The sequence below is a fragment of the Promicromonospora sp. NPDC060271 genome (genome assembly GCF_042726755.1).
GTDB lineage: Bacteria > Actinomycetota > Actinomycetes > Actinomycetales > Cellulomonadaceae > Promicromonospora.
Window position 1 is genome coordinate 1 of the sequence record NZ_JBHXBG010000092.1, and the last position, 22,612, is coordinate 22,612.

At 71.7% G+C, this 22,612-nt stretch carries 25 protein-coding genes; 9 read left to right on the plus strand and 16 right to left on the minus strand.

The features are described from left to right. Window positions 1-465 precede the first annotated feature (465 nt). Together ACFWE2_RS15135 and ACFWE2_RS15140 are read left to right on the plus strand one after the other, a co-directional pair. Window positions 466-1,251, plus strand: coding sequence for a hypothetical protein (locus ACFWE2_RS15135; RefSeq protein WP_377225058.1), 786 nt, complete (start codon window positions 466-468; stop codon window positions 1,249-1,251). Continuing rightward, entirely contained in the window at window positions 1,248-2,195 is a 948-nt protein-coding gene (locus tag ACFWE2_RS15140) for an NAD(P)-dependent oxidoreductase (RefSeq protein WP_377225059.1), read from the plus strand. The genes ACFWE2_RS15135 and ACFWE2_RS15140 overlap by 4 nt, the downstream gene beginning before the upstream one ends. Here the strand turns inward: ACFWE2_RS15140 and ACFWE2_RS15145 are convergent. The 3 genes from ACFWE2_RS15145 to ACFWE2_RS15155 all read right to left on the minus strand — a co-directional run bounded on the left by ACFWE2_RS15145 (window position 2,189) and on the right by ACFWE2_RS15155 (window position 3,673). Beyond that, window positions 2,189-2,554: a nuclear transport factor 2 family protein gene (locus ACFWE2_RS15145; protein ID WP_377225060.1), complete on the minus strand. Its 366-nt coding sequence runs from the start codon at window positions 2,552-2,554 to the stop codon at window positions 2,189-2,191. The two genes, ACFWE2_RS15140 and ACFWE2_RS15145, sit on opposite strands and share 7 nt — an antisense overlap. Before the next feature lie 13 nt (window positions 2,555-2,567). Beyond that, window positions 2,568-2,948, minus strand: a complete 381-nt coding sequence (locus tag ACFWE2_RS15150; protein ID WP_377225061.1) for an MmcQ/YjbR family DNA-binding protein — start codon at window positions 2,946-2,948, stop codon at window positions 2,568-2,570. A 65-nt stretch (window positions 2,949-3,013) separates the two neighbouring features. Further along, the gene (locus ACFWE2_RS15155) at window positions 3,014-3,673 is read right to left on the minus strand and encodes a DNA-binding response regulator (protein WP_377225062.1); all 660 of its coding nucleotides are present in this window, start codon (window positions 3,671-3,673) and stop codon (window positions 3,014-3,016) included. A 107-nt stretch (window positions 3,674-3,780) separates the two neighbouring features. On the opposite strand from ACFWE2_RS15155, the gene ACFWE2_RS15160 reads away from it, so the two are divergent. Beyond that, a complete protein-coding gene (locus tag ACFWE2_RS15160; protein ID WP_377225063.1) occupies window positions 3,781-4,746 on the plus strand; it encodes an oxidoreductase in 966 nt (321 codons plus the stop codon). Between the two features lie 80 nt (window positions 4,747-4,826). Here ACFWE2_RS15160 and ACFWE2_RS15165 read toward each other — a convergent pair whose 3' ends face one another. Together ACFWE2_RS15165 and ACFWE2_RS15170 are read right to left on the minus strand one after the other, a co-directional pair. Continuing rightward, window positions 4,827-5,924, minus strand: a complete 1,098-nt coding sequence (locus ACFWE2_RS15165; RefSeq protein WP_377225064.1) for a fatty acid desaturase family protein — start codon at window positions 5,922-5,924, stop codon at window positions 4,827-4,829. Between the two features lie 100 nt (window positions 5,925-6,024). Next, entirely contained in the window at window positions 6,025-7,314 is a 1,290-nt protein-coding gene (locus ACFWE2_RS15170; RefSeq protein WP_377225065.1) for a sensor histidine kinase, read from the minus strand. A 102-nt stretch (window positions 7,315-7,416) separates the two neighbouring features. On the opposite strand from ACFWE2_RS15170, the gene ACFWE2_RS15175 reads away from it, so the two are divergent. Beyond that, on the plus strand, window positions 7,417-8,106 hold the full coding sequence (locus ACFWE2_RS15175; RefSeq protein ID WP_377225066.1) for a response regulator: 690 nt from the start codon (window positions 7,417-7,419) through the stop codon (window positions 8,104-8,106). A gap of 38 nt (window positions 8,107-8,144) precedes the next feature. Here ACFWE2_RS15175 and ACFWE2_RS15180 read toward each other — a convergent pair whose 3' ends face one another. After that, window positions 8,145-10,553 carry an ATP-binding cassette domain-containing protein gene (locus ACFWE2_RS15180; RefSeq protein ID WP_377225067.1) on the minus strand — a complete coding sequence of 803 codons (2,409 nt, stop codon included), beginning with the start codon at window positions 10,551-10,553 and terminating at the stop codon, window positions 8,145-8,147. 124 nt (window positions 10,554-10,677) lie between these two features. On the opposite strand from ACFWE2_RS15180, the gene ACFWE2_RS15185 reads away from it, so the two are divergent. Continuing rightward, on the plus strand, window positions 10,678-11,628 hold the full coding sequence (locus ACFWE2_RS15185; protein ID WP_377225068.1) for a PhzF family phenazine biosynthesis protein: 951 nt from the start codon (window positions 10,678-10,680) through the stop codon (window positions 11,626-11,628). A 31-nt stretch (window positions 11,629-11,659) separates the two neighbouring features. Here ACFWE2_RS15185 and ACFWE2_RS15190 read toward each other — a convergent pair whose 3' ends face one another. The 3 genes from ACFWE2_RS15190 to ACFWE2_RS15200 form a co-directional block, all read right to left on the minus strand. After that, a complete protein-coding gene (locus ACFWE2_RS15190) occupies window positions 11,660-12,079 on the minus strand; it encodes a VOC family protein (protein ID WP_377225069.1) in 420 nt (139 codons plus the stop codon). Between the two features lie 20 nt (window positions 12,080-12,099). Then, complete coding sequence (locus ACFWE2_RS15195) at window positions 12,100-12,585, minus strand: helix-turn-helix transcriptional regulator (protein ID WP_377225070.1); 486 nt, start codon at window positions 12,583-12,585, stop codon at window positions 12,100-12,102. 70 nt (window positions 12,586-12,655) lie between these two features. Continuing rightward, window positions 12,656-13,045: a hypothetical protein gene (locus ACFWE2_RS15200; protein ID WP_377225071.1), complete on the minus strand. Its 390-nt coding sequence runs from the start codon at window positions 13,043-13,045 to the stop codon at window positions 12,656-12,658. A 252-nt stretch (window positions 13,046-13,297) separates the two neighbouring features. Between ACFWE2_RS15200 and ACFWE2_RS15205 the strand changes: the two genes are divergently transcribed. Then, window positions 13,298-13,966 (plus strand): AAA family ATPase, encoded by a 669-nt coding sequence (locus ACFWE2_RS15205; RefSeq protein WP_377225072.1) that lies wholly within the window; start codon window positions 13,298-13,300, stop codon window positions 13,964-13,966. Window positions 13,967-13,993: 27 nt separating this feature from the next. Here ACFWE2_RS15205 and ACFWE2_RS15210 read toward each other — a convergent pair whose 3' ends face one another. After that, window positions 13,994-15,016, minus strand: coding sequence for an LLM class flavin-dependent oxidoreductase (locus tag ACFWE2_RS15210; protein WP_377225073.1), 1,023 nt, complete (start codon window positions 15,014-15,016; stop codon window positions 13,994-13,996). Window positions 15,017-15,128: 112 nt separating this feature from the next. Here ACFWE2_RS15210 and ACFWE2_RS15215 point away from each other — a divergent pair, with 112 nt between their 5' ends. Further along, window positions 15,129-15,305, plus strand: coding sequence for a hypothetical protein (locus tag ACFWE2_RS15215; protein ID WP_377225074.1), 177 nt, complete (start codon window positions 15,129-15,131; stop codon window positions 15,303-15,305). Between the two features lie 19 nt (window positions 15,306-15,324). Here ACFWE2_RS15215 and ACFWE2_RS15220 read toward each other — a convergent pair whose 3' ends face one another. The 3 genes from ACFWE2_RS15220 to ACFWE2_RS15230 form a co-directional block, all read right to left on the minus strand. Further along, window positions 15,325-16,332: a LacI family DNA-binding transcriptional regulator gene (locus ACFWE2_RS15220; RefSeq protein ID WP_377225082.1), complete on the minus strand. Its 1,008-nt coding sequence runs from the start codon at window positions 16,330-16,332 to the stop codon at window positions 15,325-15,327. 17 nt (window positions 16,333-16,349) lie between these two features. Next, on the minus strand, window positions 16,350-16,646 hold the full coding sequence (locus ACFWE2_RS15225) for a hypothetical protein (protein ID WP_377225075.1): 297 nt from the start codon (window positions 16,644-16,646) through the stop codon (window positions 16,350-16,352). A 139-nt stretch (window positions 16,647-16,785) separates the two neighbouring features. Continuing rightward, window positions 16,786-18,162 (minus strand): NAD-dependent malic enzyme, encoded by a 1,377-nt coding sequence (locus ACFWE2_RS15230; protein ID WP_377225076.1) that lies wholly within the window; start codon window positions 18,160-18,162, stop codon window positions 16,786-16,788. Window positions 18,163-18,299: 137 nt separating this feature from the next. On the opposite strand from ACFWE2_RS15230, the gene ACFWE2_RS15235 reads away from it, so the two are divergent. Beyond that, complete coding sequence (locus ACFWE2_RS15235; RefSeq protein WP_377225077.1) at window positions 18,300-18,830, plus strand: GNAT family N-acetyltransferase; 531 nt, start codon at window positions 18,300-18,302, stop codon at window positions 18,828-18,830. Here the strand turns inward: ACFWE2_RS15235 and ACFWE2_RS15240 are convergent. From ACFWE2_RS15240 to ACFWE2_RS15250, 3 genes are all read right to left on the minus strand, one after another. Further along, window positions 18,754-19,566, minus strand: coding sequence for a tyrosine-protein phosphatase (locus ACFWE2_RS15240; protein WP_377225078.1), 813 nt, complete (start codon window positions 19,564-19,566; stop codon window positions 18,754-18,756). The genes ACFWE2_RS15235 and ACFWE2_RS15240 overlap by 77 nt on opposite strands. Before the next feature lie 32 nt (window positions 19,567-19,598). Beyond that, window positions 19,599-20,591 (minus strand): ribonuclease Z, encoded by a 993-nt coding sequence (locus ACFWE2_RS15245; RefSeq protein ID WP_377225079.1) that lies wholly within the window; start codon window positions 20,589-20,591, stop codon window positions 19,599-19,601. A gap of 80 nt (window positions 20,592-20,671) precedes the next feature. Then, complete coding sequence (locus tag ACFWE2_RS15250) at window positions 20,672-21,010, minus strand: hypothetical protein (protein WP_377225080.1); 339 nt, start codon at window positions 21,008-21,010, stop codon at window positions 20,672-20,674. Window positions 21,011-21,215: 205 nt separating this feature from the next. On the opposite strand from ACFWE2_RS15250, the gene ACFWE2_RS15255 reads away from it, so the two are divergent. Further along, on the plus strand, window positions 21,216-22,595 hold the full coding sequence (locus ACFWE2_RS15255) for a hypothetical protein (RefSeq protein WP_377225081.1): 1,380 nt from the start codon (window positions 21,216-21,218) through the stop codon (window positions 22,593-22,595). The last annotated feature ends 17 nt before the right edge of the window (window positions 22,596-22,612 follow it).

A 22,612-nucleotide genomic window follows, 5' to 3' on the forward strand; every position in this document is an offset into this window, starting at 1 on the left:
GTCATTCAACCGACCGATCTCAGTGCAACCGACCGAAGTCATGAGCAACGCCATGCAACGGACCGAAGTCACCGAGCACGTCCCAACAATGGACCGAAGTCAGAGGGGTGCGCGAAGGGGCGATCGTGCGCAGCGGCGTGAATCGCGCGCCGGAGCGCACAACGGGTGCAGCGTCGCCAGTGCGGGGCGGGGGCGTAGTTCCAGGCCGTTCCCACGCCGTAATGACATAATGTGCATTATCGGTTTTGCTCTGATCTGGCCGTACAGCCCGATCCACGACGCGAAGATGCCGTGATGACGTGCCAGACTGCGGCCGTGGCTCAGCACACGTCGTCGCCCTACGAACCAGCATCAGCGCCAGGATCTCCACCAGGATCGTCACCGGGAACAGGGCTGTCGGCGGAGTCGTCGGTACCGGCCGCTGCTGTGCCACCAGCCGCGCCACCGCCGTCGTCAGCCGCCGCTGTGCCACCAGCCTCACCAGGGCCGGCCGAGCTCGTCGAGAGCCTGACCGCCTGGGCACGTGAGACCCCGTGGGTCGAGTGGCTCGAGCTCGCCGGTTCGCTGGGACGAGGCGCCGGAGACGAGCACTCGGACATCGACGCCGGTGTCGGTCTGCTGGACGGCGGCGACCTGGACGCCGTCGAACGTGCGGTGACCGAGTTCGCCCCTACGGCCGCCGTGCTGCGCCAGCCGTTCGGGCCGGAGACGACACACCTGGTCTGCATCTACCAGGACGGGCGGCAGGTCTCGCTCGTCGTGATGCCGTCGGCGTCGCGCACCGGTCTCGCACCCGAAGCCGTCGCCCTGGTGGACAAATTGGACAGGCTTTCCACGTCGCTGGATCGGGCGACGTGGGATCCCGATGCTGACGGACGGCGTGAATGGACCTTCCTTGCCTGTATCGCCGCAGGTGACGCGCTCAAACACGCCCGCAGGGGCACCTTGTGGAGGGCGCTGCGCAGCCTGACCGAGGCGCGTGACCTGTACCTCCAACTGGTCGCCGCACAGGAACAGGTGGTCTTCCCGCAGTACGGGGCCGTCAGCCTGGAGAACGCCGGCCGGCCCGTGCCCGACGGGCTGGCCGCCACCCTCGTCGGCTCCCCCGACCACGATGCCGTGGTCGACGCCGTCCAGGCGCTCCTGTCGCTTCTCGCACCGTTCGTCGCGGAGCACGGGCTCGAGGAGCTCTGCCGCGCCCTACACCTGGACGTCCAGGTGGACGCCCGCAGCGAGGAATCACCGCGATGACCTCCGTGCACGCCGTTCATGAGCTCGCCGAAGCACTGCTTGCCCGTCCGACGGTCCGTCTCGGTGACGACGTCGAACCGGCCTGGCGGGACGCGATCGCCGCCTGGGCTCGCGCGAACGGCCTGGAGCTCACGCGGGACGCCGCGACGCTCGCGATCACGACGAGGCCGGCACATGCGGCGGGTGCTTCCTGGGTGCACTCCCCCTTCGCCGGTGTAGAGCACCTGGCGCCGGCCCTCCCGGACCAGGTGCTCCTGACCCGCACCACCGGGACGATGCCGCTGCGCATAGCCGAGTACGTGCTGACCTGGGTGCTTGCCGAACGCTGGCAGACGGCCCGGTACGTCGCCGACTCGGCGACGGCGACGTGGGACCCGTCGAACCCGCCCGTGCCACCCGCCCGTGACGGTGCGGTGGTGATCGGTACCGGCGCCGTCGGGCGTGCGATCGCCAGGACCCTCGCCGCCGTCGGGCACCGGGTCACGGGCCTCAGCAGGAGCGGGCGGCCGGACGACGCCTTCGACGTCGTGCTCCCCCTCGCCGAGCTGGGCCGGACGCCCGCCCTCGACGCGTCAGGGGCCGACGTCCTCGTGCTCGCACTCCCCCACACCCCGCAGACCGCCGGGATGATCACTCCGGAGCTGCTGGGGGCGTTCGACGGGGTGCACCTGGTCAACATCGGTCGCGGTTCGGCGGTCCGCACCGACACGCTGCTGGGCGCGATCGCGACCGGGCACGTCCGGCACGCGACCCTCGACGTCACCGAGGAGGAACCCCTCGGCGCCTCGTCTCCCCTGTGGCGTCGTCCCGAGATCACCGTGACGCCCCACGTCTCGGGCCTGACGCTGCCCTCGGACGTCGTGGTGGGCCTCGACGCGGCCCTGACGGAGATCCGGGCCGGCGTCCGCCCGGCGTCGGCGGTCACGCCGGGCCTCGGCTACTGAGGCGGGGCGATCGGCCACTCCTCGAAGGCTGTGCAACGGCCGTCGTCGTCGAGCTCGATGATCCAGAGGTCGAGCCAGCGATCACCGGACCCGCCGTACTCGACGCGCACGCGGACGACCGCCGTCGGGCCTTCCACCGCCACCACCTCGGCGGACATGGTGAACGACTCGTCCGGACCGTCACGATGGGACTCCCAGAACTCCGCGAGCGCCGGCAGGCCGACGATGGGTGCCGCCCAGGGTGAGGTCTTGTAGGTGGCGTCGGTGGTGAACAGGTCGGTGAGGGCGTCGGTGCCTGGTGTGCGCCAGAGGCGTTCGTAGGTGTTGATCCAGGTCTGGACGGTGGTGTGCTGGGTCATGTCTCGAGGTTAGTCAGCCGTCCTGGAGCGCGGGGCGGTCGACCTGTGCGGCGAGGTCGTGTGGTGCCTGGATGCAGTAGGAGTCGGTGAGGAGCTCGGCGAGCTCGTCCCAGTCGGTGTGCTGGTCGAGGATGAGGCCGACGACGTTGGTGCCCCAGCTGGCCTTGAAGTACTGGGGGCCGAGGTGGGGGAAGGCTTCTACCTCGTCTGGTTCGGCGCGGAAGGTGATGCGGACGAGGCCGTCCTCTCCCCCGAAGACGTGCCCGACGGTGGCGTCGCGGACCTTCCAGGCGACGCCGGTCCAGGCGTCGTGCTCTGCGCATTCCGGGAGGGGTTCCAGGATGGCGGCGAGGCGTTGGACGGTGTCGGTTGGGACGGGGGCTCGTTCGCTCACGGCAGGAGTCTTGCACCAGTCACTGACACGGTCCTCGGGCGGGGCCGGCAGGGCCGGCAGAGTGGTCAGACGAGGCCGAGCTCTCGTGCGCGTACGCCGGCCTGGAAGCGGGACTCGGCGCCGAGGGCGTCCATGAGCTCGGCGACGCGGCGTCGGTAGGTGCGTACGCCGAGGCCGAGGGTTCGGGCGGCGGCCTCGTCCTTGGCTCCCTGGCTCAGCAGGTCGAGGACCTGGGGTGCGAGGTGGCGGATCTCGGCGATCTGGGTGTCGTAGACGTCGAGCTCGGTGGCCGAGTGCCAGGCGGCGTCGAACAGGGAGGTCACTGCCTGTACCGCCTCGCGCTGGGTGATGACGGTGTAGCTGCGCCGTCCGGCGGTGAGGTCGCCGGCGAGGATCACCAGGCGGCGGTCGAGGATGATCGTCTCGTTGATCTCCTGGGTCGTGACGCGGACGTGTGCGCCGTGCCGGTCGCGGTCGCGGGCGAGGTTTCGTGCGGCGACCTGGTCGAGCAGGAGTGCGGACCGGTACATCTTGCGCAGGCGGGCGCCGGCTGGTCGTCGTTCGCGGACCATGCCGGTGAACTCGGGTGCGGACTGTGCGGCGGCCCAGGTGGCGAGGCCGTTGGCCGCGCAGGCGACGTCGGTCGCGGTGGTGAACAGGTGCCTGGTCCGCTCGAAGAGCTCCTGCTCGCCGTGCACGATGGTGACGGCTTCCCCGGTCTGCATGTGTTCGATTATGGGTTCGATCCCGCCGGCGGCGCTCCCCCGCGCCGGGGTCGGCAGCTTGTTGCCATCCTGACGGCTCCGGGTCGGGGCGGCGTGATGCTGGCTGTATGACGACAGACGTGAACACGACAGCAGCGAGCGCCCCGGCTACCCCGGATGCGGCGGCGGCCGGTACCTGGCGGCTCGGGGACCGTACGGTCAACCGGGTGGGGCTCGGGGCGATGCGGTTGGTGGGGATGCCCGGGGACGAGGTGCCGCGTGGCCGGGACGGTTCGACGGCGGTCCTGCGCCGAGCCGTCGAGCTCGGGGTGAACCACATCGACACGGCGGCGTTCTACTTCATGCCGTTGCGTTCGGCCAACGAGCTGATCAGCACTGCCCTGCAGCCCTATGGGGAGGACCTGACGATCACCACGAAGGTCGGGCCGTCCCGGGCCCGGGACGGCGCGTTCGAGCACATGGCGCGCCCTGAGGAGCTGCGCGCCCAGGTCGAGGAGAACATCCGTCAGCTGGGTCGCGACCATCTCGACGTCGTGAACCTGCGGTGGGGTACGCGGATGGCCGGTGAGGGGCGCGAGCCGGAGTCGGTCGCCGAGCACTTCGGGGCGCTCGCGGACCTGCGCTCCGCTGGTCTGGTGCGGCACCTCGGTATCTCCAACGTGCTGCCGGAGCAGCTTCTGGAGGCGATGTCGGTCGCTCCTGTGGTGTGCGTGCAGAACCAGTACGGTCTGACCAGCCGGGAGGACGACGCCCTGGTGACCCTGTGCGGTGAGCACGGTATCGCGTTCGTGCCGTTCTTCTCGGTCGGGGCGGCGGTGCCGGGGGCCGCGCTGAGCGGTGGTCCGGACGAGACCGGTCGGGCGGAGGTGGCGGCGGTGGCCGCCGCGCACGGTGCGACGCCGGCGCAGGTCCGCCTGGCGTGGACCCTGCACCGGGGGCCGCACGTCATCGCGATCCCCGGTACGGGGAACGTGGCGCACCTGGAGGAGAACGTCGCGGCGGGAGCCCTGCGGCTGACGGACGAAGAGCTGGCGGTGCTGGACGGCGTCGGCGGGGACGGTGGCCGCGGCTGAGGGCTGGACGCGCGGGCGGGGCCTGACCGACGTCGTCGTCGGCCGGGCCCCGCCCGGTGCCGCGTGTGCTGGAACTGTGGCTACCGGTACTGCGCGGCGATCGGGCAGTCCATGGGGTCGGCGTAGCCGAGCCCCACGCGGTTGAGGTACGCGGTGATGATGCCGTAGGACTCGAACAGGCCGGTCTCGGTGTAGGGGATGTCGCGCTCGGCGCAGAACGCCTGGACGATCGGTCGGACCTGCTTCAGGTTGGCGCTGGCCATCCGCGGGAAGACGTGGTGCTCGATCTGGTAGTTCAGGCCACCCATGGCGATGTCGGTGAACCAGCCGCCGCGGATGTTGCGGGAGGTGAGCACCTGGCGGCGCAGGAAGTCGATCGTGAGGTCCTTGGGCAGCAGCGGCATGCCCTTGTGGTTCGGTGCGAAGGTCGCGCCCATGTACAGGCCGAACGTCGCGAGCTGTACGGCCATGAACGCGGCGCCGAGGGCCGGGCCGAGCGTGAGGAGGACGAGCGTCGGGAACCCGATGAGCCGGAGGCCGAGGAGCCAGATCTCGGTGGCGCGGTGCTTGATCGCCGGTGTGGTTGCGAGGGTCTGGACGGCGTTGAGGTGCAGCGACGGGCCGAAGAACGTCAGCAGCGGGAAGAACAGGTAGCCCTGGTGGCGGGTGACCCAGCCCATGAACCCGGTGCGGCCGACCTCTTCGCCGGGTACGAACACGAGCGCCCCGGTCTCGATGTCGCCGTCCTTGCCGATCACGTTGGGGTTGCCGTGGTGCTTGTTGTGCTTGCGGGCCCACCAGCCGTGGCTGAGGCCGACGACGAGGTTGGCGATGATGCGTCCTGCCCACTCGTTGTGCCGTCCGGAGCGGAAGATCTGCAGGTGCCCGGCGTCATGGCCGAGGAATGCCCACTGGGTGAACACGATGCCGAACAGGACGGCCACCGCGAGCTGCCACCACGTGTCGCCCAGCGTCAGCAGCAGCGTGAAGGCGAGCGCCAGGCCCGCCACGAGGAAGGCCGTACGGGCCGCGTACCAGCCGAGGCGCCGCCCCATCAGGCCGGCGGCGGTGGCGCGCTCGGCGAGATCGAAGTAGTCGTTGGTCTGCTGGTTGCGCGCGGTGCGTGCTGGGCGGGGCGGGCGGGCCGAGCGAGGCGGCGCTTCGGTCGTGGTCGTCATGGGTGTCAACCTAGGAACCGGGTTGCTGGTCGCGCGTCCCCCGCGGGAGCCAATCTCACCCCCTACGTGAGTAGTGGGTGGCCTCACCTCCGTGAGCAACCTACGTGAGCAGCGGGTCGTCGTCCTCGACGACGGGGAGGGTCGCGGAGAGCTCGAAGCCGCCGTCCGGTGTGGGGCCGGAGGTGACCGTGCCGCCGAGGGCGGCCGCGCGCTCGCGGATGCCGGCCAGGCCCAGCCGGGCGCCCGGGGTGGGTTCGTCGCTGCGGGCGGGGGCCGTGTTGGTGACGACGACGCGCAGGTCGTGCCCGTCGTCGGTGACCGTGACGGTGATCGCGGCGCCGGGAGCGTGCCGCAGGGCGTTGCTCAGGGCTTCCTGGACGACGCGGAAGCCGGTGAGCCCTACCGCCTCGGGGACCGCTGCCTCGGTGCCCTTGTAGGCGATCTCTGCGCCGGACGCGCGGGTGGATCTGACGAGCTCCTCGATGTCGGCGAGGCCGGGCATGGGGGCGGTGGGGGCGCTGTCGTGGCCGCGCAGGATGCCGAGCAGGCCGCGCATCTCGCTCAGGGCGCGCCGGGAGGAGGCGGCGATCTCCTCGAACTCCTGCTGGATGGTCTCGTCGAGGCCGGGCTGCCGGTAGCGCGCGGTCGAGGCCTGGACGGTGATGACGGACATGCTGTGCGCGACGACGTCGTGCAGCTCGCGCGCGATCCTGTTGCGCTCCTCGAGCTCGCGGCGCCGGCCGGCCTCGGCGGCGCTGAGGCGTTCGGCCTGCTCCATACGGACGACGCTCAGGATCCACAAGCGCACGAGCACACCGACCAGCGCGATGGCGGCGCTGAGCGAGACCAGCACGACGCCGTTGGCGACGGCCGACTCGCCGGCGTCGTCCACGATCAGCGCGGGCGCGAGGACCGTCAGCATGGCCCCCGCGAGCCACAGGGACGCCGCCCAGTACCAAGGGTGGCGCAGGGCGAGCACGAACACCGTCAGGCAGTGCGTGAGCAGCACGGTGACCGGCCACGGCCAGGGCCACGCGGGGGCAGCGTTCGCGGTGACGATCATCAGGCCGAGGGCGGCAGGGATGGACGCGCCGAGCCCGGCCCAGGCCCAGCGCAGCGCCATGATCGCGGCGGCGCAGTGCACGATGGTCAGGGCCATGGCGGCCGCCGGGTGGGTGTGGTACCCGGACGCGGTCACCGGCCAGCCGACGGCGACGAGCGCGACCGCGGTGACGGAGACCACCGTCCACATCCAGACGACCTCGCGCCGGGCGATCGAGAACGTGCTGAGGTCCAGGCGGGTCAGCGAGCGCAGCCGCCAGTAGCGGGCGCCGCGGCTGGCGGCCGCTACGGCGCTCGGTACCTGTGGACGAGCATGGGGGTGGTCCATTCTCCGCAGGCTATGCGTCCCTCGTGTACGGCGCGTCACCCGCGAGAGGGATCCGGCGTCATACTTTCGGGTTTCGTCTCGGCCGTCGGTTACTTTGGTCCTATGCCGCCAGCCCCCGAAGGTGCCGACAGCGCGATCCGGGTGCTGATCGTGGACGACCAGTCGATGATCCGGGCCGGGTTCGCCGCCCTCCTGGACGCGCACGAGGGGATCACGGTCGTCGGCACGGCCGAGGACGGTGACGGGATCTGCGACGTCGTGCGCCGTACCCGGCCCGACGTCGTGCTGATGGACATCCGCATGCCGAAGGTCAACGGGCTGGACGCGACCCGCTCGATCATGGCCATGCCCGGCACACCGCCGAGGGTGATCATGCTGACCACGTTCGACGCCGACGACTACGTGTTCTCGGCCCTGCGGGCGGGCGCGAGCGGCTTCCTGCTGAAGGACTCCCCGCCCGAGGAGCTCACCCAGGCCGTCCGCGTGGTCGCGGCGGGCGAGGCGCTCCTGTCCCCGAAGATCACGCGGGCCCTCATCGCCGACTACGCGGCCCGCCCGGAACGGCCCGTCTCGGCGGACGCCACCCTGTCCGCGCTGACCGACCGCGAGCTCGACGTCATGAAGCTGGTCGCAGCGGGCCAGTCCAACGCCGAGATCGCCACCGAGCTGTACCTGGCCGAGCAGACGGTCAAGACGCACGTCTCACGCATCCTGAACAAGCTCGAGCTGCGCGACCGGACCCAGATGGTGGTCTGCGCGTACGAGTCGGGCCTGGTGCGCGCGAACCGCTGACCCGCCTGCCGACCCGCGGGCCGGCAGGCGCGCACGGGCTACTCCCCCACGTAACGCGCCAGGTGCTCGCCGGTGAGCGTCGGCCGGCCCTGCCTCGCCTGCGCCACCAGGTCCGCCGGGGTCCCCTCGAAGACGATGCGGCCGCCGTCGTGCCCCGCGCCGGGGCCGAGGTCGATGATCCAGTCCGCGTGCGCCATGACCGCCTGGTGGTGCTCGATCACGATGACCGACTTGCCCGACTCGACGAGGCGGTCCAGGAGGGCGAGCAGGTTCTCGACGTCCGCCAGGTGCAGACCCGTTGTGGGCTCGTCGAGCACGTAGACGCCGCCCTCTCGGGCCATCTCGACGGCCAGCTTGAGGCGCTGCCGCTCTCCCCCGGACAGCGTCGTCAGCGGCTGGCCGATACCCAGGTAGCCGAGACCGACGTCGGACAGCCGCTCCAGGATCTTGTGCGCGGCCGGGACCGGAGCTGGGCCGTCCTTGGCGAAGAACGCGGTGGCCTCGGCGACCGGCATCGCGAGCACCTCGCTGATGTCCTTGCCCTTGTCGGCGCCCTCGGCACCGTTCCCACCGCCGAGCGTGTAGACCAGTGCCGACGCGTCGAACCTCTTGCCGCCGCAGTCCTCGCACGTGGTGGCGACGGTGTCCATGAACCCGAGCTCGGTGTAGATCACGCCTGCGCCCTTGCAGGTGGGGCACGCACCCTCCGAGTTGGCGCTGAACAGGGCGGGCTTGACGCCGTTGGCCTTGGCGAACGCCTTGCGGATCGGGTCGAGCAGTCCCGTGTACGTCGCGGGGTTGGACCGCCGCGAACCCTTGATCGCGCCCTGGTCGACCGTCACGACGCCCGCGTCGGCCGGGAGCGACCCGTGGATCAGCGAGCTCTTCCCGGAGCCGGCGACGCCCGTGACGACGGTCAGCACCCCGAGCGGCACGTCGACGTCGACGTCGCGCAGGTTGTGGGCGTTCGCCCCGCGGATCTCCAGCTTTCCCGTGGCCGGGCGTACGGAGTCCTTCAGCCGCGAGCGGTACCCGAGGTGGCGGCCGGTGAGGGTGTCGCTCCTGCGCAGCTCCTCGACGGTGCCCTCGAACTGGATGGTCCCGCCCGCGGAGCCTGCGCCCGGCCCGAGGTCGACGACGTGGTCACCGATCGCTATGGCCTCGGGCTTGTGCTCGACGACGAGCACCGTGTTGCCCTTGTCCCGCAGCTCGATCAGCAGCCGGTTCATCCGCTGGATGTCGTGCGGGTGCAGCCCGATCGTCGGCTCGTCGAAGACGTAGGTGACGTCGGTCAGCGCCGAGCCGAGGTGCCGGATCAGCTTGGTGCGCTGCGCCTCGCCCCCGGACAGGGTCCCGGAGGGGCGGTCGAGCGAGAGGTAGCCCAGGCCGATCTCGGTGAACTTATCGAGCTGGAGCTGCAGACCCGTCAGGAGCGGACCCGTTGACGCACCCTCGTCGGTGGCGGCGAGCTTGCGCACCCAGGCGGCGAGATCGCTGATCTGCATCGCGCACGCGTCGGCGATGTTGATGCCGTCGATCCTGGACGACCGTGCCGCCTCCGCGAGCCGGGTGCCGTCGCACTCCGGGCAGGTCACGAACGTCACCGCCTGCTCGACCCAGGCCCGGATGTGCGGCTGGAGCGAGTCGACGTCCTTGCTCAGCATCGCCTTGCGGACCTTCGGGATCAGGCCCTCATAGGTGAGGTTGATGCCCTTGGCCTTGATCTTGGTGGGCTCCTTGTGCAGGAAGTCCGCGAGCTCCGTCTCGGTGTAGTCGCGGATCGCCTTGTCCGGGTCCACGAAGCCCGACTCGATGTACGTGGCGACCATCCAGCCGTCGGCGGTGTAGCCGGGGATCTTGATCGCGCCCTCGTTCAGCGACTGCGAGTCGTCGAAGAACTTGGTCAGGTCCAGGTCGGAGACCTGCCCGCGGCCCTCGCACCGCGGGCACATGCCACCGTGGTAGACGGCGTTGCGCACTATCTGCTTCTCGCCGGTGGCCGACGTCATCACCCCGCTCGCCTTGCGCGCCGGGACGTTGAACGAGAACGCGATGGGCGGGCCGACCTGCGGCTGCCCCAGCCGGCTGAACAGGATGCGCAGCAGCGCGTTGGTGTCCGTGACGGTACCGAGCGTGGAGCGCGGGTTGGACCCCAGGCGCTCCTGGTCGACGACGATCGCCGTGGTCAGCCCGTCGAGCTGGTCCACCTCCGGGCGGTCGAGGGACGGCATGAACCCCTGCACGAACGCGCTGTACGTCTCGTTGATCATGCGCTGCGACTCGGCGGCGATCGTCGCGAACACCAGCGAGCTCTTGCCCGAGCCGGACACGCCCGTGAACACGGTCAGCCGCCGCTTCGGGATGTCGACGCTGATGTCCTTGAGGTTGTTCTCCCGAGCGCCCTTGACGCGGATCAGGTCATGGCTGTCGGCGGGGTGGGTGTCCATGGCAGCCACACTAGGCGGGATGCCGCGAGCGCCGCTTCTCGATATCTGATCGGTTGTCGCCGGGTGGTTGTCCCTGATCGTGGTGTGGCTGATCGGTCGTCTCCCGCACCCCTACAGTTGCGCTGTGAACGATGCGAGCTATGCCGCGAGCAAGGTGCCGTTCGTGCTGGTCGACGTCTTCGCCGGCCGGCCGCTGGCCGGGAACCCGGTGTCCGTGGTCCCGGACGCGGACGGTCTCCCCGAGGCGACGATGCGGGCGATCGCGCGGGAGTTCAACCAGTCGGAGACGACGTTCGTGCTCGGGGCCTCGGACGGGCGGGCGGACGTCCGGTTCCGTTCGTTCACGCCGACCGGTGAGGAGGTCGGCGGGGCGGGGCACAACATAGTGGGTGCGTGGATCTGGCTCGCCGGTGCGGGCCGGCTGCCGGTCGGGCAGGAGTCGTTCGTGCAGGAGATCGGCGACGACCTGCTGCGGGTCCGGGTCACGCGGGCCGGTGGCACGGCGGCTCCCGGGTCGGCGGGCGGCGTCGAGGTCACGATGACGCAGCTCGCGCCGGTCGCGGGCGGGGTGCTTCCCGCGGGCGGTCGGGGCGGGCTGGCGGGCGCGCTGGGGATCCGGTCGGCCGACCTCGCGGAGGGCTCGCCGCGGGTGATCTCGACCGGTGCCGGTCACCTGCTGGCCGAGGTGCGGTCGCGGGCGGTGGTGGACCGGGTCTCGCCCGACTCCCGGCGGCTGGCGGACGCGCTGCGGGCGGTCGGCGCGGAGGGCTGCTACGTGTACACGCTCGAGGCGGGCGCGCCGGCGGGCCGGGTGGCGCCGTACGCGCGGTTCTTCAACCCGATCATGGGGATCCCGGAGGATCCGGCGACCGGTACGGCGGCCGGGCCGCTGGCGGCGCGCCTGGTCGAGGAGGGCGTCCTTGCCTCCGGGGAGACCGTGGAGATCGAGCAGGGTACGGCGCTGGGCCGGCGGAGCCTGATCCGGGTGCGTGCGCTGCCGGACGGCGTGGAGCTGACCGGCAGCGGCGTCGTCTCGGCGGAGGGTGTGCTGCACCTGTGGGCGGACCAGGTCTGACCCGGCCCGCCGACGCGGTCTCGGGCCGGGGTCAGAGCTGCTTGATGCGGACCGTGTTGCCCGCCGGGTCGCGGAACGCGCAGTCGCGGAAGCCGTAGGGCTGGTCGATGGGCTCCTGCATGACCTCGGCGCCGCTGGCCGCGACCCGTTCGAAGGTGCTGTCCAGGTCGCTGGCGCCCAGGATGACGGCGGCGTACGTGCCCTTGGCCATCATCTCGGCCACGGTGCGGCGTTCGGCGTCGGTGACCCCGGGGTCGGCGGCGGGCGGGGTCAGGACGATCGACGGGCCGGACCCGCCGCCGGGTCCGACGGTAATCCACCGCATGGTGCCCTGGCCGACGTCCAGGAGGACCTCGAAGCCCAGGGCGTCACGGTAGAAGGCGAGCGACGCCTCCGGGTCGGTGTGCGGGAGGAACGTCTGGTGGATGCTGATGCCGGTGTCTGTGCTCATGGCAGTCACGCTAGGGCCGGTCAGGGGGTGTGCGCTTCTCGATTCCTGACCGGGTTCCTGACCGGCCTGGTGACCTGCTTCGCGATGCACGCGGGCAGGCCGGCGGTGTCGATCGACTCGGCCGCGAGCAGCGGGTCGTTGCGGTAGACGCTCGGCGGGACACCGACCAGCTCGGTGAAGCGTGTGCTGAAGGTCCCCAGCGACGAGCAGCCGACGGCGAAGCAGACCTCGGTGACGCTCAGGTCCCCGCGGCGCAGCAGCATCATGGCGCGTTCGATGCGGCGCGTCATGAGGTAGCTGTACGGGGACTCGCCGTAGGCGGCCTTGAACTGCCGCGACAGGTGGCCGGCCGACATGTGGACCCCGGCCGCGAGCGCCTCGACGTCCAGGGGCTGGGTGTACTCGCGGTCCATGCGGTCGCGCACCCGGCGGAGCAGCGCGAGGTCGCGCAGGCGCTGGGCGTCGCGCTGGGCCTCGGTGGGCTTGTCGGGGATGTTGCTGGTCACGGTGCGATGTTGCCACGGCGCGGCGGTTCGCGGTGGCGGAGGGGCCGGGTTCTCCTCCTGCCGCCCCTGGTCAGTCCTCGCCGATGAAGTCGTCGGTGAGGATCAGCTCGGAGCCGTCGTACCCGTGCACCACCAGGTGGTCGGTCTCGAACGTCACGACTATCTCCTCGGCGGTGTGGTGCTCGAGGTCGGTGAACGGGCTGGCGACGTAGCTGATGCGCGGTCCGAGGTCGGGGTCCTTGCGCGCGACCCAGAGGACGCCGCCGGGCGTCCCGTCGTCGCGCAGCTGGACGCACCGGGGCCCTGATGCCTGCTCTGCCGCCGGGTCTGCCGCCGGGTTCGGGTCGCACACCTCGTGCACGAGCGGGGGCCGGAGGTGGTCGGCCACCACCGACCAGGTCCCGACGCCGACCAGGGCGATCGCCGCACCGGACAGGACACCCAGGAGGAAGCGTTTCACGCGGCCGACCCTAGCGGGTCAGGGAGACGCCGGGACCGGCGATATGTGCTCCCACCAGCCAGGACTCGTCGGCCGAACCGGGAACAAACGTGCCGGTTTCATCCGTTCTAGTCAGTGGAATGAGCATCTCTAGGACGACCTGACTCGCTCCGGTCCGCGCGCCGGGTCCAGCATCCGCACAGGGTGCTCCCGGTGTTTCCGGATCGGCTCGCGCGATGCTGCTCACCCGGCCCCCTACGAGTGGAGGACCATGTGACGACACCCGCTGTACTGCCCCGCCTGCGCCTCGTGCCCGGCCCCGGCGAGACCCCGGGCCCGCTGCTGATCGTCGTCGGCGGCGTGCCAGGGGCCGGCAAGAGCACCCTGCTCGCGAGGGTCGCCGACGATGCGCCCCGCACCGTCGTGCTCGACCCTGACCGCTACCGGCGCGCGATCGCCACGCGGCTGCCGTCCTTCGTCCCGTACGCCACCTACCGGTGGGCGGTGCACACGCTGCACGCCGTCGAGACGGTGGCCCGCCTCGCGCGCGGCCCTCGCTCCTCCGCCCCGGTCCTCGTGCACGACACGGCTACCCGTGCCCGGCGCCGGGAGACCCTTGGCCTACTGGCGCGGCTGCGCGGCTGGGACCCCGTGCTGGTGGCGGTCGACGTCTCCCTGGACGAGGCGCTCGACGGCCAGCTCGATCGCGGCCGGGTGGTGCAGCCCGAGGAGTTCGTGCGGCACTGGGAACGGTGGACGGCGCAGCGCTCGGCGCTCGCGGCCTCGGACGGCGGCCCGCGCGGCCCGTGGTCCGGCGTCTACCTGATGGCGCGCTGCGACGCGTACCGGCGGGTTCGTGAGATGGCCAGAGCGCGCTCGCTGGTGCTGGCGGCGGCGCGGCCCGGCACGGCCGGCGCCGTCGACCGGCCGTGCGCGGCATAGCCCGCTGAGCGTCGGTCGCCCCGGTCCTCACCGCCAGCCGAGGGCCGGGGCGACGTGCCGCAGGACGTTCTCGATGACGTGCGCGTTGTAGTCGACGCCGAGCTGGTTGGGCACGGTCAGCAGCAGGGTGTCGGCGGCCTGGATCGCCTCGTCCTGCCGCAGGTCCTCGACCAGCTCGTCGGGCTCGCCCGCATACGTCTTGCCGAACCGCGCGGGGCCCGTGTCGAGATGGCCGACCTGGTCCTTGCTGTAGACCTCCATGCCGAAGTACTGCCGGTCGCGCTGGTCGGTGATGGGGAAGATGCTGCGGCTGACGGACACCCGCGGCTCGAAGTCGTGCCCGGCCTCGGCCCAGGCGTCGCGGAACCGCTGGATCTGCTCGGCCTGCAGCCGGTGGAACGGCACGCCCGTGTCCTCGGTGAGCAGCGTGGAGGACATGAGGTTCATGCCCTGAGCGGCCGTCCACTCGGCGGTGGCGCGGGAGCCGGCGCCCCACCAGATGCGCCGGCGCAGCCCCGCGGAGTGCGGCTCGACCCGCAGGAGACCCGGCGGGTTGGGGAACATGGGGCGCGGGCTGGGCTCGGCGAACCCCTCGCCGCCCAGCACCTCGAGGAACCGGGCGGTGTGCTGCCGGGCCAGGTCGGCGCCGCCCGCGTCCTTCGGCGCGGGCTCGTACCCGAAGTGCCGGTAACCCTCGACGACCTGCTCGGGTGACCCACGGCTGATGCCGAGCTGCAGCCGCCCGCCGGAGATCAGGTCCGCCGCACCGGCGTCCTCCGCCATGTACAGCGGGTTCTCGTAGCGCATGTCGATCACGCCCGTGCCGATCTCGATGCGGCTCGTGCGCGCACCGATCGCGGCGAGCAGCGGGAACGGCGACGCGAGCTGGCGTGCGAAGTGGTGCACGCGGAAGTAGGCGCCGTCGGCGCCCAGCTCCTCTGCGGCCACGGCAAGGTCGATCGACTGCAGCAGCGCGTCCGACGCCGAGCGGGTGCCCGAGGTCGGGTGCGGCGTCCAGTGACCGAAGGACAGGAACCCGATGTGCTTCACACCGACCTCAACTCTCTCGGGGCGTGCGCCCCGTCCCGGGACCGCCCGACCGTTCCCGAACCGTTATCGCGGGCCGGGCATCGTTTCCGCGTCGCCGAACGTCTCTACCAGTGTGAGCAACAGTGTGAACAACCCCTACCCCGACCGCATCAACGACCGCACCCAGCCGGAGCCCGTCCGCTGGTGGATCCCGCTGGTCGCCTCGACCAGCGCACTGCTCGTCCTCGTCCTCGGCACCGCCGCGGTGGTCAGCACCATCGTCAACACCGCGATCGGCAGCATGGGCTGACCACAGGACGCCACGCACGTCAGGGAGCCGGCACCGGTCCGGTGCTGTCCCTGACGACCAGCTCCGTCGGCAGCGTGTGCGACGCCGCCGCCCGGCCGCCGAGCAGATCGGCCAGCGCCCCGGCGGCCAGGTGTCCCTTGGTCGTCACGTCCTGCCGCACCGTGGTCAGCGCGGGCACCCCAGCCGTGGCGACCCGGCTGTCGTCGTAACCGACGACGGACAGGTCGCCCGGCACCGACCGCCCCAGCGCCGCCGCCGCCGTGATCACGGCACGGGCGAACACGTCGTCGAAGCACAGCACCGCCGTGACGTCGGACGACTCCAGCAGCTCGGTCGCCGCCTCGAGGGCCGCCGACCGCGGCAGGAGCGTCGTACGCGCCACGACCGGCTCGACGCCCTGCGCCGCCAGGGTCTCGTGCCACCCCCGCAGCCGGTCCCGGTTCGGCGGGTCCTGGGCGAACTTCTCGGTCAGCGCCAGCACCCCGATCCGGCGATGGCCGAGGTCGAGCAGGTGCTGCGCCCCGGCCCGGGCCCCCGCGAGGTCGTCGACACCGATCGTGGTCACGTCCGGCCCGAGGTCCTGGTCGACGGCGACAACGGGCAGCTTGCGCCGCTCGAGCCACGCCACGCCCGCCGAGGCCGGGTCGCACGTGTAGACCAGCGCACCGTCGACGGCCACGTCCCGCGCGGGCAGGAACCCGTCGTCCTGCGGCGGGGTCAGGACGGTCAGCGCCAGACCCCGCCGGGTCAGCTCGTCGGCGACGGCTGCGACGAACTCCGCCGACACCTCGTCCTCGAACGCCTCGCTGAGCGGGCCGTTCAGCAGCAGCCCCACGGAACCGGTGCGGCCACGGGCCAGCGCCCGGGCAGCCGGGTCCGGCCCGCTGTACCCGAGCCGGTCCGCGGCGGCGAGGATGCGCTCCCGCAGCTCCTTGGACAACTGGTCCGGGCGCGAGAAGGCGTTCGACACCGTCATCCGGCTCACGCCTACCTCGTCCGCGACGGACCGCAACGTCACCTTGGCCATATCCAGGCCAGTATCGCTCACACCGCTCCCCCGCGGGCCCGACCCGCCGCGTGCCCAGCGGCCTGCGGCGTCGCGCAGGGCGGGTCGAGCCGGGCCGCCACCCCGCGCAGCGCACCCGCGAGCGCCACCCGCACTCCCGCCCGACGGCGGACCGCCGGACCACGGACCGCGCTCCGGGTGCGACCAGGCGCGGGTCCGGCGGTCCGGCGGCGCCGAGCCGCCGGACCGTCCACGACCGGAGCGTCCGGGCGAGCGCTGTTCACCTCGGCGACCACGCGCCGCAGCGCGAGGTTCCCACCGGCGTACTCATGCATGACGGCCACCTCCTCCAAGGCTTCTTGACCGGTACAGTAACTCCGATCTTCTGTACCGGTCAAGAGAGGAGTTGCCCAGACCTCGCGCCGCACACGGGAACGGAGCGACGCCGTCAGGGCGCGCCGGTCACGCCGGAAGTCAGGCCTGCTTGCGCACCGCGTCCGCGACGGCCTCGGCCACGCGGTGGTCGAACACGCCCGGGACGATGTACGCGCTGTTCAGCTCCTCCGGCCCGACGACGTCAGCGATCGCGACGGCCGCGACCCGCAGCAGCTCCGTGGTGATGTTCTTGGCGCCCGTGTCCAGCAGGCCGCGGAACAGCCCGGGGAAGGCCAGCACGTTGTTGATCTGGTTCGGGTAGTCGCTGCGGCCCGTCGCCACGACGGCGGCCGTCTCGGCGGCCTCCAGCGGGTCGACCTCCGGCGTCGGGTTCGCCAGCGCGAACACCACGGCACGCTCGGCCATCTGCGCGATGTCCGCCCCCGACAGGATCCCGGCCGCCGAGACCCCGATGAACACGTCGGCGCCCTTGAGCCCCTCCTGCAGCGTGCCGGCGAACCCGTCGACGTTCGTGTTGTCCACGATCCAGCGCCGGTGCGGGTCGTCGGTCACCACGCCGGGGTGCAGGGCGCCGTCTCGCCCGAACGCCACGATGTGCCGCGCGCCCTGCGCCTTGAGCAGCCGGATGATCGCGTTGCCTGCGGCCCCGACGCCGGACACGACGATCCGCACGTCCTCGAGCTTCTTGTCGACCACCTTCAGCGCGTTGATCATCGCAGCGAGCACCACGATCGCCGTACCGTGCTGGTCGTCGTGGAAGACGGGGATGTCCAGCTCCTCGCGCAGGCGTGCCTCGATCTCGAAGCAGCGCGGCGCCGCGATGTCCTCGAGGTTCACACCCCCGTACACGGGCGCCATCGCCTTGACGATCCGCACGATCTCGTCGGTGTCGGTCGTGTCCAGGCACACCGGCCAGGCGTCCACCCCGCCGAACTCCTTGAACAGGGCCGCCTTGCCCTCCATGACCGGCAGCGCGGCGGCCGGGCCGATGTCGCCGAGGCCCAGCACCGCCGTGCCGTCCGTGACCACCGCGACCGTGTTGCGCTTGATCGTCAGCCGGCGGGCGTCCTCAGGGTTGTCCGCGATGGCCAGGCACACCCGGGCCACACCAGGCGTGTAAGCCCGCGACAGGTCCCTGCGGGTCTTGAGCGGCACCTTGTTCGTGACCTCGATCTTGCCGCCCAGGTGCATCAGGAACGTCGAGTCGCTCGACTTGAGCACCTCGGCGCCCGCTATGGCGTTCACGGCCGCCACCACGCGCTCGCCGTGCTCCGCGTCGACCGTGTCGCACGTGACGTCCACGACCAGCCCGTGCGACGTCGAGTGCGCGATGTCCACGCCCATGACCGCGCCACCGGCGTCGGCCACCGCTGCTACCACCGAGCTCGTGGCACGCTGCGACGCTGCCACCTCCACGCGCAGGGTGATCGTGTAGCTCGGGCTGGGCAACGACATCGTGGTTCTCCTCGGTGATCCGGTACGACCGGGCGCGGCACTGCGCACGAGGAGATTCCTACCGCCACGGGGTGACGTGCGCCACACGGGCCCGCCATGCGGACGATCCGCCCCGCGCCCCGACGGAAGATGGTGCCGTGAAGATCGCCATCGACTCCCCCGCACGCGACGACGTCCGCCTGCTGCTCGACGAGCACCTCACCGACATGTTCGCCACGTCCCCCGCCGAGAGCGTGCACGCCCTCGACCACTCGGCGCTGCTCGCCCCGACGATCACCTTCTGGACCGCACGCGACGACGACGGCACCCTGCTCGGCTGCGGCGCCCTCAACCGGCTCGACACCCCGGCCGACACCGGCCCCCACGGCGAGATCAAGTCCATGCGCACCGCCGCGCACGCCCGCGGCCGCGGCGTCGCCTCGGCGCTGCTCGACGAGGTGCTGGCGGAGGCCCGCCGGCGGGAGTACGCCCGGGTCAGCCTGGAGACCGGGCCGCAGGACTACTTCGCCGCCGCGCGCAGGCTGTACGCCCGCCACGGATTCACCGAGTGCGGCCCGTTCGGGAGCTACACCCTCGACCCGTACAGCGTGTTCATGACCCTCGACCTGCGCGCGGTCCCGAACCAGGCAGCGGCTCCCCGGCCCGAAGGCGGCCCCGCAGGGCGGTGATCCGCCCCTCGTCCAGGCCCGCGTACCGCAGATAGGCCGCCGGATCCAGCTCCGCCAGCCAGCTCAGGAGCGCCGCGCGGCGCTCGCGGACGCGCACGTCGAGCTGCTGCGCGGTCCAGGTCTTCCCGGGTTGCTGGACCCAGGCGCCCTGCTCCTCGTCGTAGGTGACGCCGCCACCGCGATGGGTCGTGCCGCGGAAGGCCCGCACGTAGTCGTCGGCGATCGCCTCGTGCTCGACGCCCGTCAGGGACAGCAGCATCGCGGTGATCATCCCGGTCCGGTCGCGGCCGGCCGCGCAGTGGACCAGTGCGGGGCCCGCCGCGTCGGCGAGCGCCCGGAAGACGCCGCCGACCAGGTGCGGGTACATCGCGATGTTGGGCGCGTAGGAGCGCGGATGGTCGAGCCACGGCCCGCAGGTCTCCAGGAAGTGGGGGTCGCCGGGGTCCTCGGTAGGGGTGCTGCGGGTGACGAGCCCGCCCGGCCGGACGGAGTCGGGCATCCGCTTGCGGGCCTGCTTGATCTCGGCGGGGTTGCGCAGGTCGACGACGGTGGTCAGGCCTGCTTCGAGCGCTTCGGCCCAGCCGGTGGGGGTGATCGGTTCGGGGGCGCCGGAGCGCCAGACGCGCCCGGGTGCGGTGGTGCCGCCGTCCTGGAGCGGGAGGCCGCCGAGGTCGTGGAGGTTGACGGCGCCGTCCCAGGCGTCGTCCCCGGGCACGAGGTTCACCGGAATGCTCATGGGCGGCATCGTGGTTCGGGCCCATGGGCAGGTCAACGGGGAGAACTGCCCCTCGACGCCCGGGGGGCCGTCAGCCTGCGCGGCACCGGGACGCGGTCCAGGTCCGCCGCGACAGTGAGCTCGCCGTCGAACACCGTGCGGGCCTCCTTCTCGAACTCCTCCGGGTCGGTGTACCGCTGCGAGAAGTGGGTGAGCACCAGGCTGCGTACGCCGCACTGCGCCGCGACGGTCGCCGCCTGCAGGGCGGTCAGGTGCCCGTGGTCGCGTGCCAGGTCCCGGTCGCGGTCCAGGAACGTCGACTCGATGACGAGCAGGTCGACGCCGTCGGCGAGGCTCCACACCGCCTCGCACAGCCGGGTGTCCATCACGAACGCGAACGACTGCCCCGGCCGCGGGTCGCTGACGTCCTCGACCCGGACGGTCCCGTGCGGGGTGCGCAGCGCACCCTCCTGGGCCAGCCGGCCGACGTCGGGCCCGCTGATCCCCGCAGCGTCGAGCCGGTCGGGGTCCATCCGGCGGCCGTCCGGCTCGTCGAGCCGGTACCCGTAGGCCTCCAGGGAGTGGTCGAGCCGGGCCGCCCGCAGGACAGCCGGGCCGTGCACCTCCCCCGGCACCCGCGGCACGACGCCGTCGTGGGACAGGCCCTGCAGCGCGAGGCGCTCCTGGTGGTAGTACGCGGTGGAGTCGCACAGCGCCTCGATCCAGCGCCTGCCGGACGCCGGGAACGTGACGGGCACGGTGTGCGGCACCCCGTCGAGGCTGATGCGCTGCACGACGCCGGCCAGGCCGAGGCTGTGGTCGCCGTGCAGGTGGGTGATCGCGATCCGGGTCAGGGTGGTCGCGGAGATGCCCGCGTGCAGCATCTGGCGCTGGGTGCCCTCACCGGGATCGAACAGGATCACCTCGCCGTCCCAGAACAGCGCGTAGCCGTTGTGGTTACGGGTCCTGGTGGGCACCTGGCTCGCCGTGCCGAGGGCGACGAGCTCGCGGCTGGCGAGCCGGTGGTTGGCGGGGCGCTGGAACACGTTCGCATTGTGTCCCGAAGAGACCGGAACCGGCAGGAGAAAACTGCGTGCCGAAGGCGTTGGCACGCATTTTCAAAAGATCACCCGCATCCGGGAAGCAGATTCACGGGATCGCAGCCATACTTCGCCTGAGCCAGTACGAGGACGGCCCAGCCGAATCCGAGCAGCATGGCTCCGCCAACAAGGATGTTGAGGACCGGATAGTTCCCGTCCTGCAGGACGGGAGCCAGCGCCAGGGCGGCCCCCGCAAGGAGGCAACCGAGGGTCACGATGGTGATTGGGCTGGTCAGAGCGTCGGGACCAGTTGGTTCAGACCACCCGAACCGACCCCCGAAGAACGTCAGAGCGACGTACGGAAGAGCGAATCCCAGCGCGGCGATCGCGCGCCAGTCCATGATCGAGAGCTTCGACAACACCATGACCTCCCCTTTTGACCCACCCCAGACTGTGGCCAAACACCCACCACAAGTGTTAATAATCGGGGGGTGGTCCGCTATCTTTGGTAGTGATTTTCACAGAATCCGACATATTCGTACGAACTCCACTTTCAGGACTCCCGCGCTGATGGCACCCTGTGGCGCGTCGTAGCGCCGCTGGCGGCACGGCTGTCGAGAAAGGACTCGCATGGCGAGGGACGAACGCGTAGGCAAGCCCGCGTACGCAGCGGTGTCGACCCGGATCACCGGCATCCGGGTAGCCAGGGCGCGCCTGCGGGAGATCGCCGTCGTGCGGGTCGACGAGCGGGGCGCGGTCGTCGACGAGTGGTCGGCGGTCCTGCATCCGGACGGGGCGTGGATCGCGCTCGCCGACGTCGCCGCCACCCTGCGCGAACGACTCTCGCAGATGGCGATCATCACCCACAACGGCCGGCTCGGCATCGAGGTGCTGCGGGCCGAGCTGTCGCACCTTGGCTGGCAGCTGCCCGCGTTCGCGCAGCTCACGACCGTCGACGCCAGCTACCACTACCTGCCGGGCCTGGTGCACCGGCGGCTCTCCGACTGCTGCACCGCAGCGGGGGTGCCGTTCGACGGCGGCGGCGTCCCGCCGAACACGAGCCCCGTCAACGAGGCCCGCGCCACCGCGGGGCTGCTGAGCCGCTTCCTGCAGAGCGGGAACGGGACGTCCGACCTGCCGGAGCTGCTGCAGGTCACGCTCCGGGCCTGGGTGTACCCCTGGCCCGCCGGGCCCAGCCGGGCGGCCGAGCCGCCCCGTCCGTGGCCGGGCCGCCGAGGCCCCGGCATCCTGACGACCCTGGGAGGACAGCCGCTGGCCGACGCGATCTCCGCCGTCGCCGACGTGCACACCCACGGTTACCTGGCGCTCGTCGCGGAGACGCTCCAGGACGGGCGCCTCACGCCGGAGACGTCCGCGGGGCTCGCCGACGCGGAACCGCTCTACCGGCTCACGCCGGAGGCCGCCGCCGACATCCGCCGAAAGTTCTTCGACGCGCTCGTGCGCCAGGCGATCGCCGCCGACCGGTACCACCTGGAGGCACGGCAGGAGCTGTGGCGGGTCGCGGACACGATCGGCTGCCCACGGGACGCGGTGATCGAGCCCATCGTCGAGGCCACCCCCGTCGAGTTCCCCAAGCTGGACGACGACACCGGGGCCAAGAAGCCGACCGACGGCCGCAGCGTGGCCACGCCGGCCCAGATGCGGGCCTGGGCCATCGCCAACGGGTTCGACGTCGAGGGCTACATCCGGCTGCCCTGGTCGATAGTGCGGGCCTTCGAGGAGGCGCACGCGGAGCCGGTTGACCGGACCGCGCGCCCGACGTCGGCGAACGACCTGCCTACGAACGACCTGCCGTCGAACGAGCGCCCCGCGCTCGACCAGTCGGTGCTCGACCGGGTGGCCCGCGAGCGGCCGATCCTGCGATCAGGCCCGCTCCCGAACCCGCATCCCGCTTCCCGGCCGGTCCGGGCGCAGGACCTCGACGGCGAGGTACCCCAGCTCGAGTTCGACCGGCTGGAGACCCCGCCCATCGGCAACCCGGTCGTCTGACCGGGCGGTCCGACGAC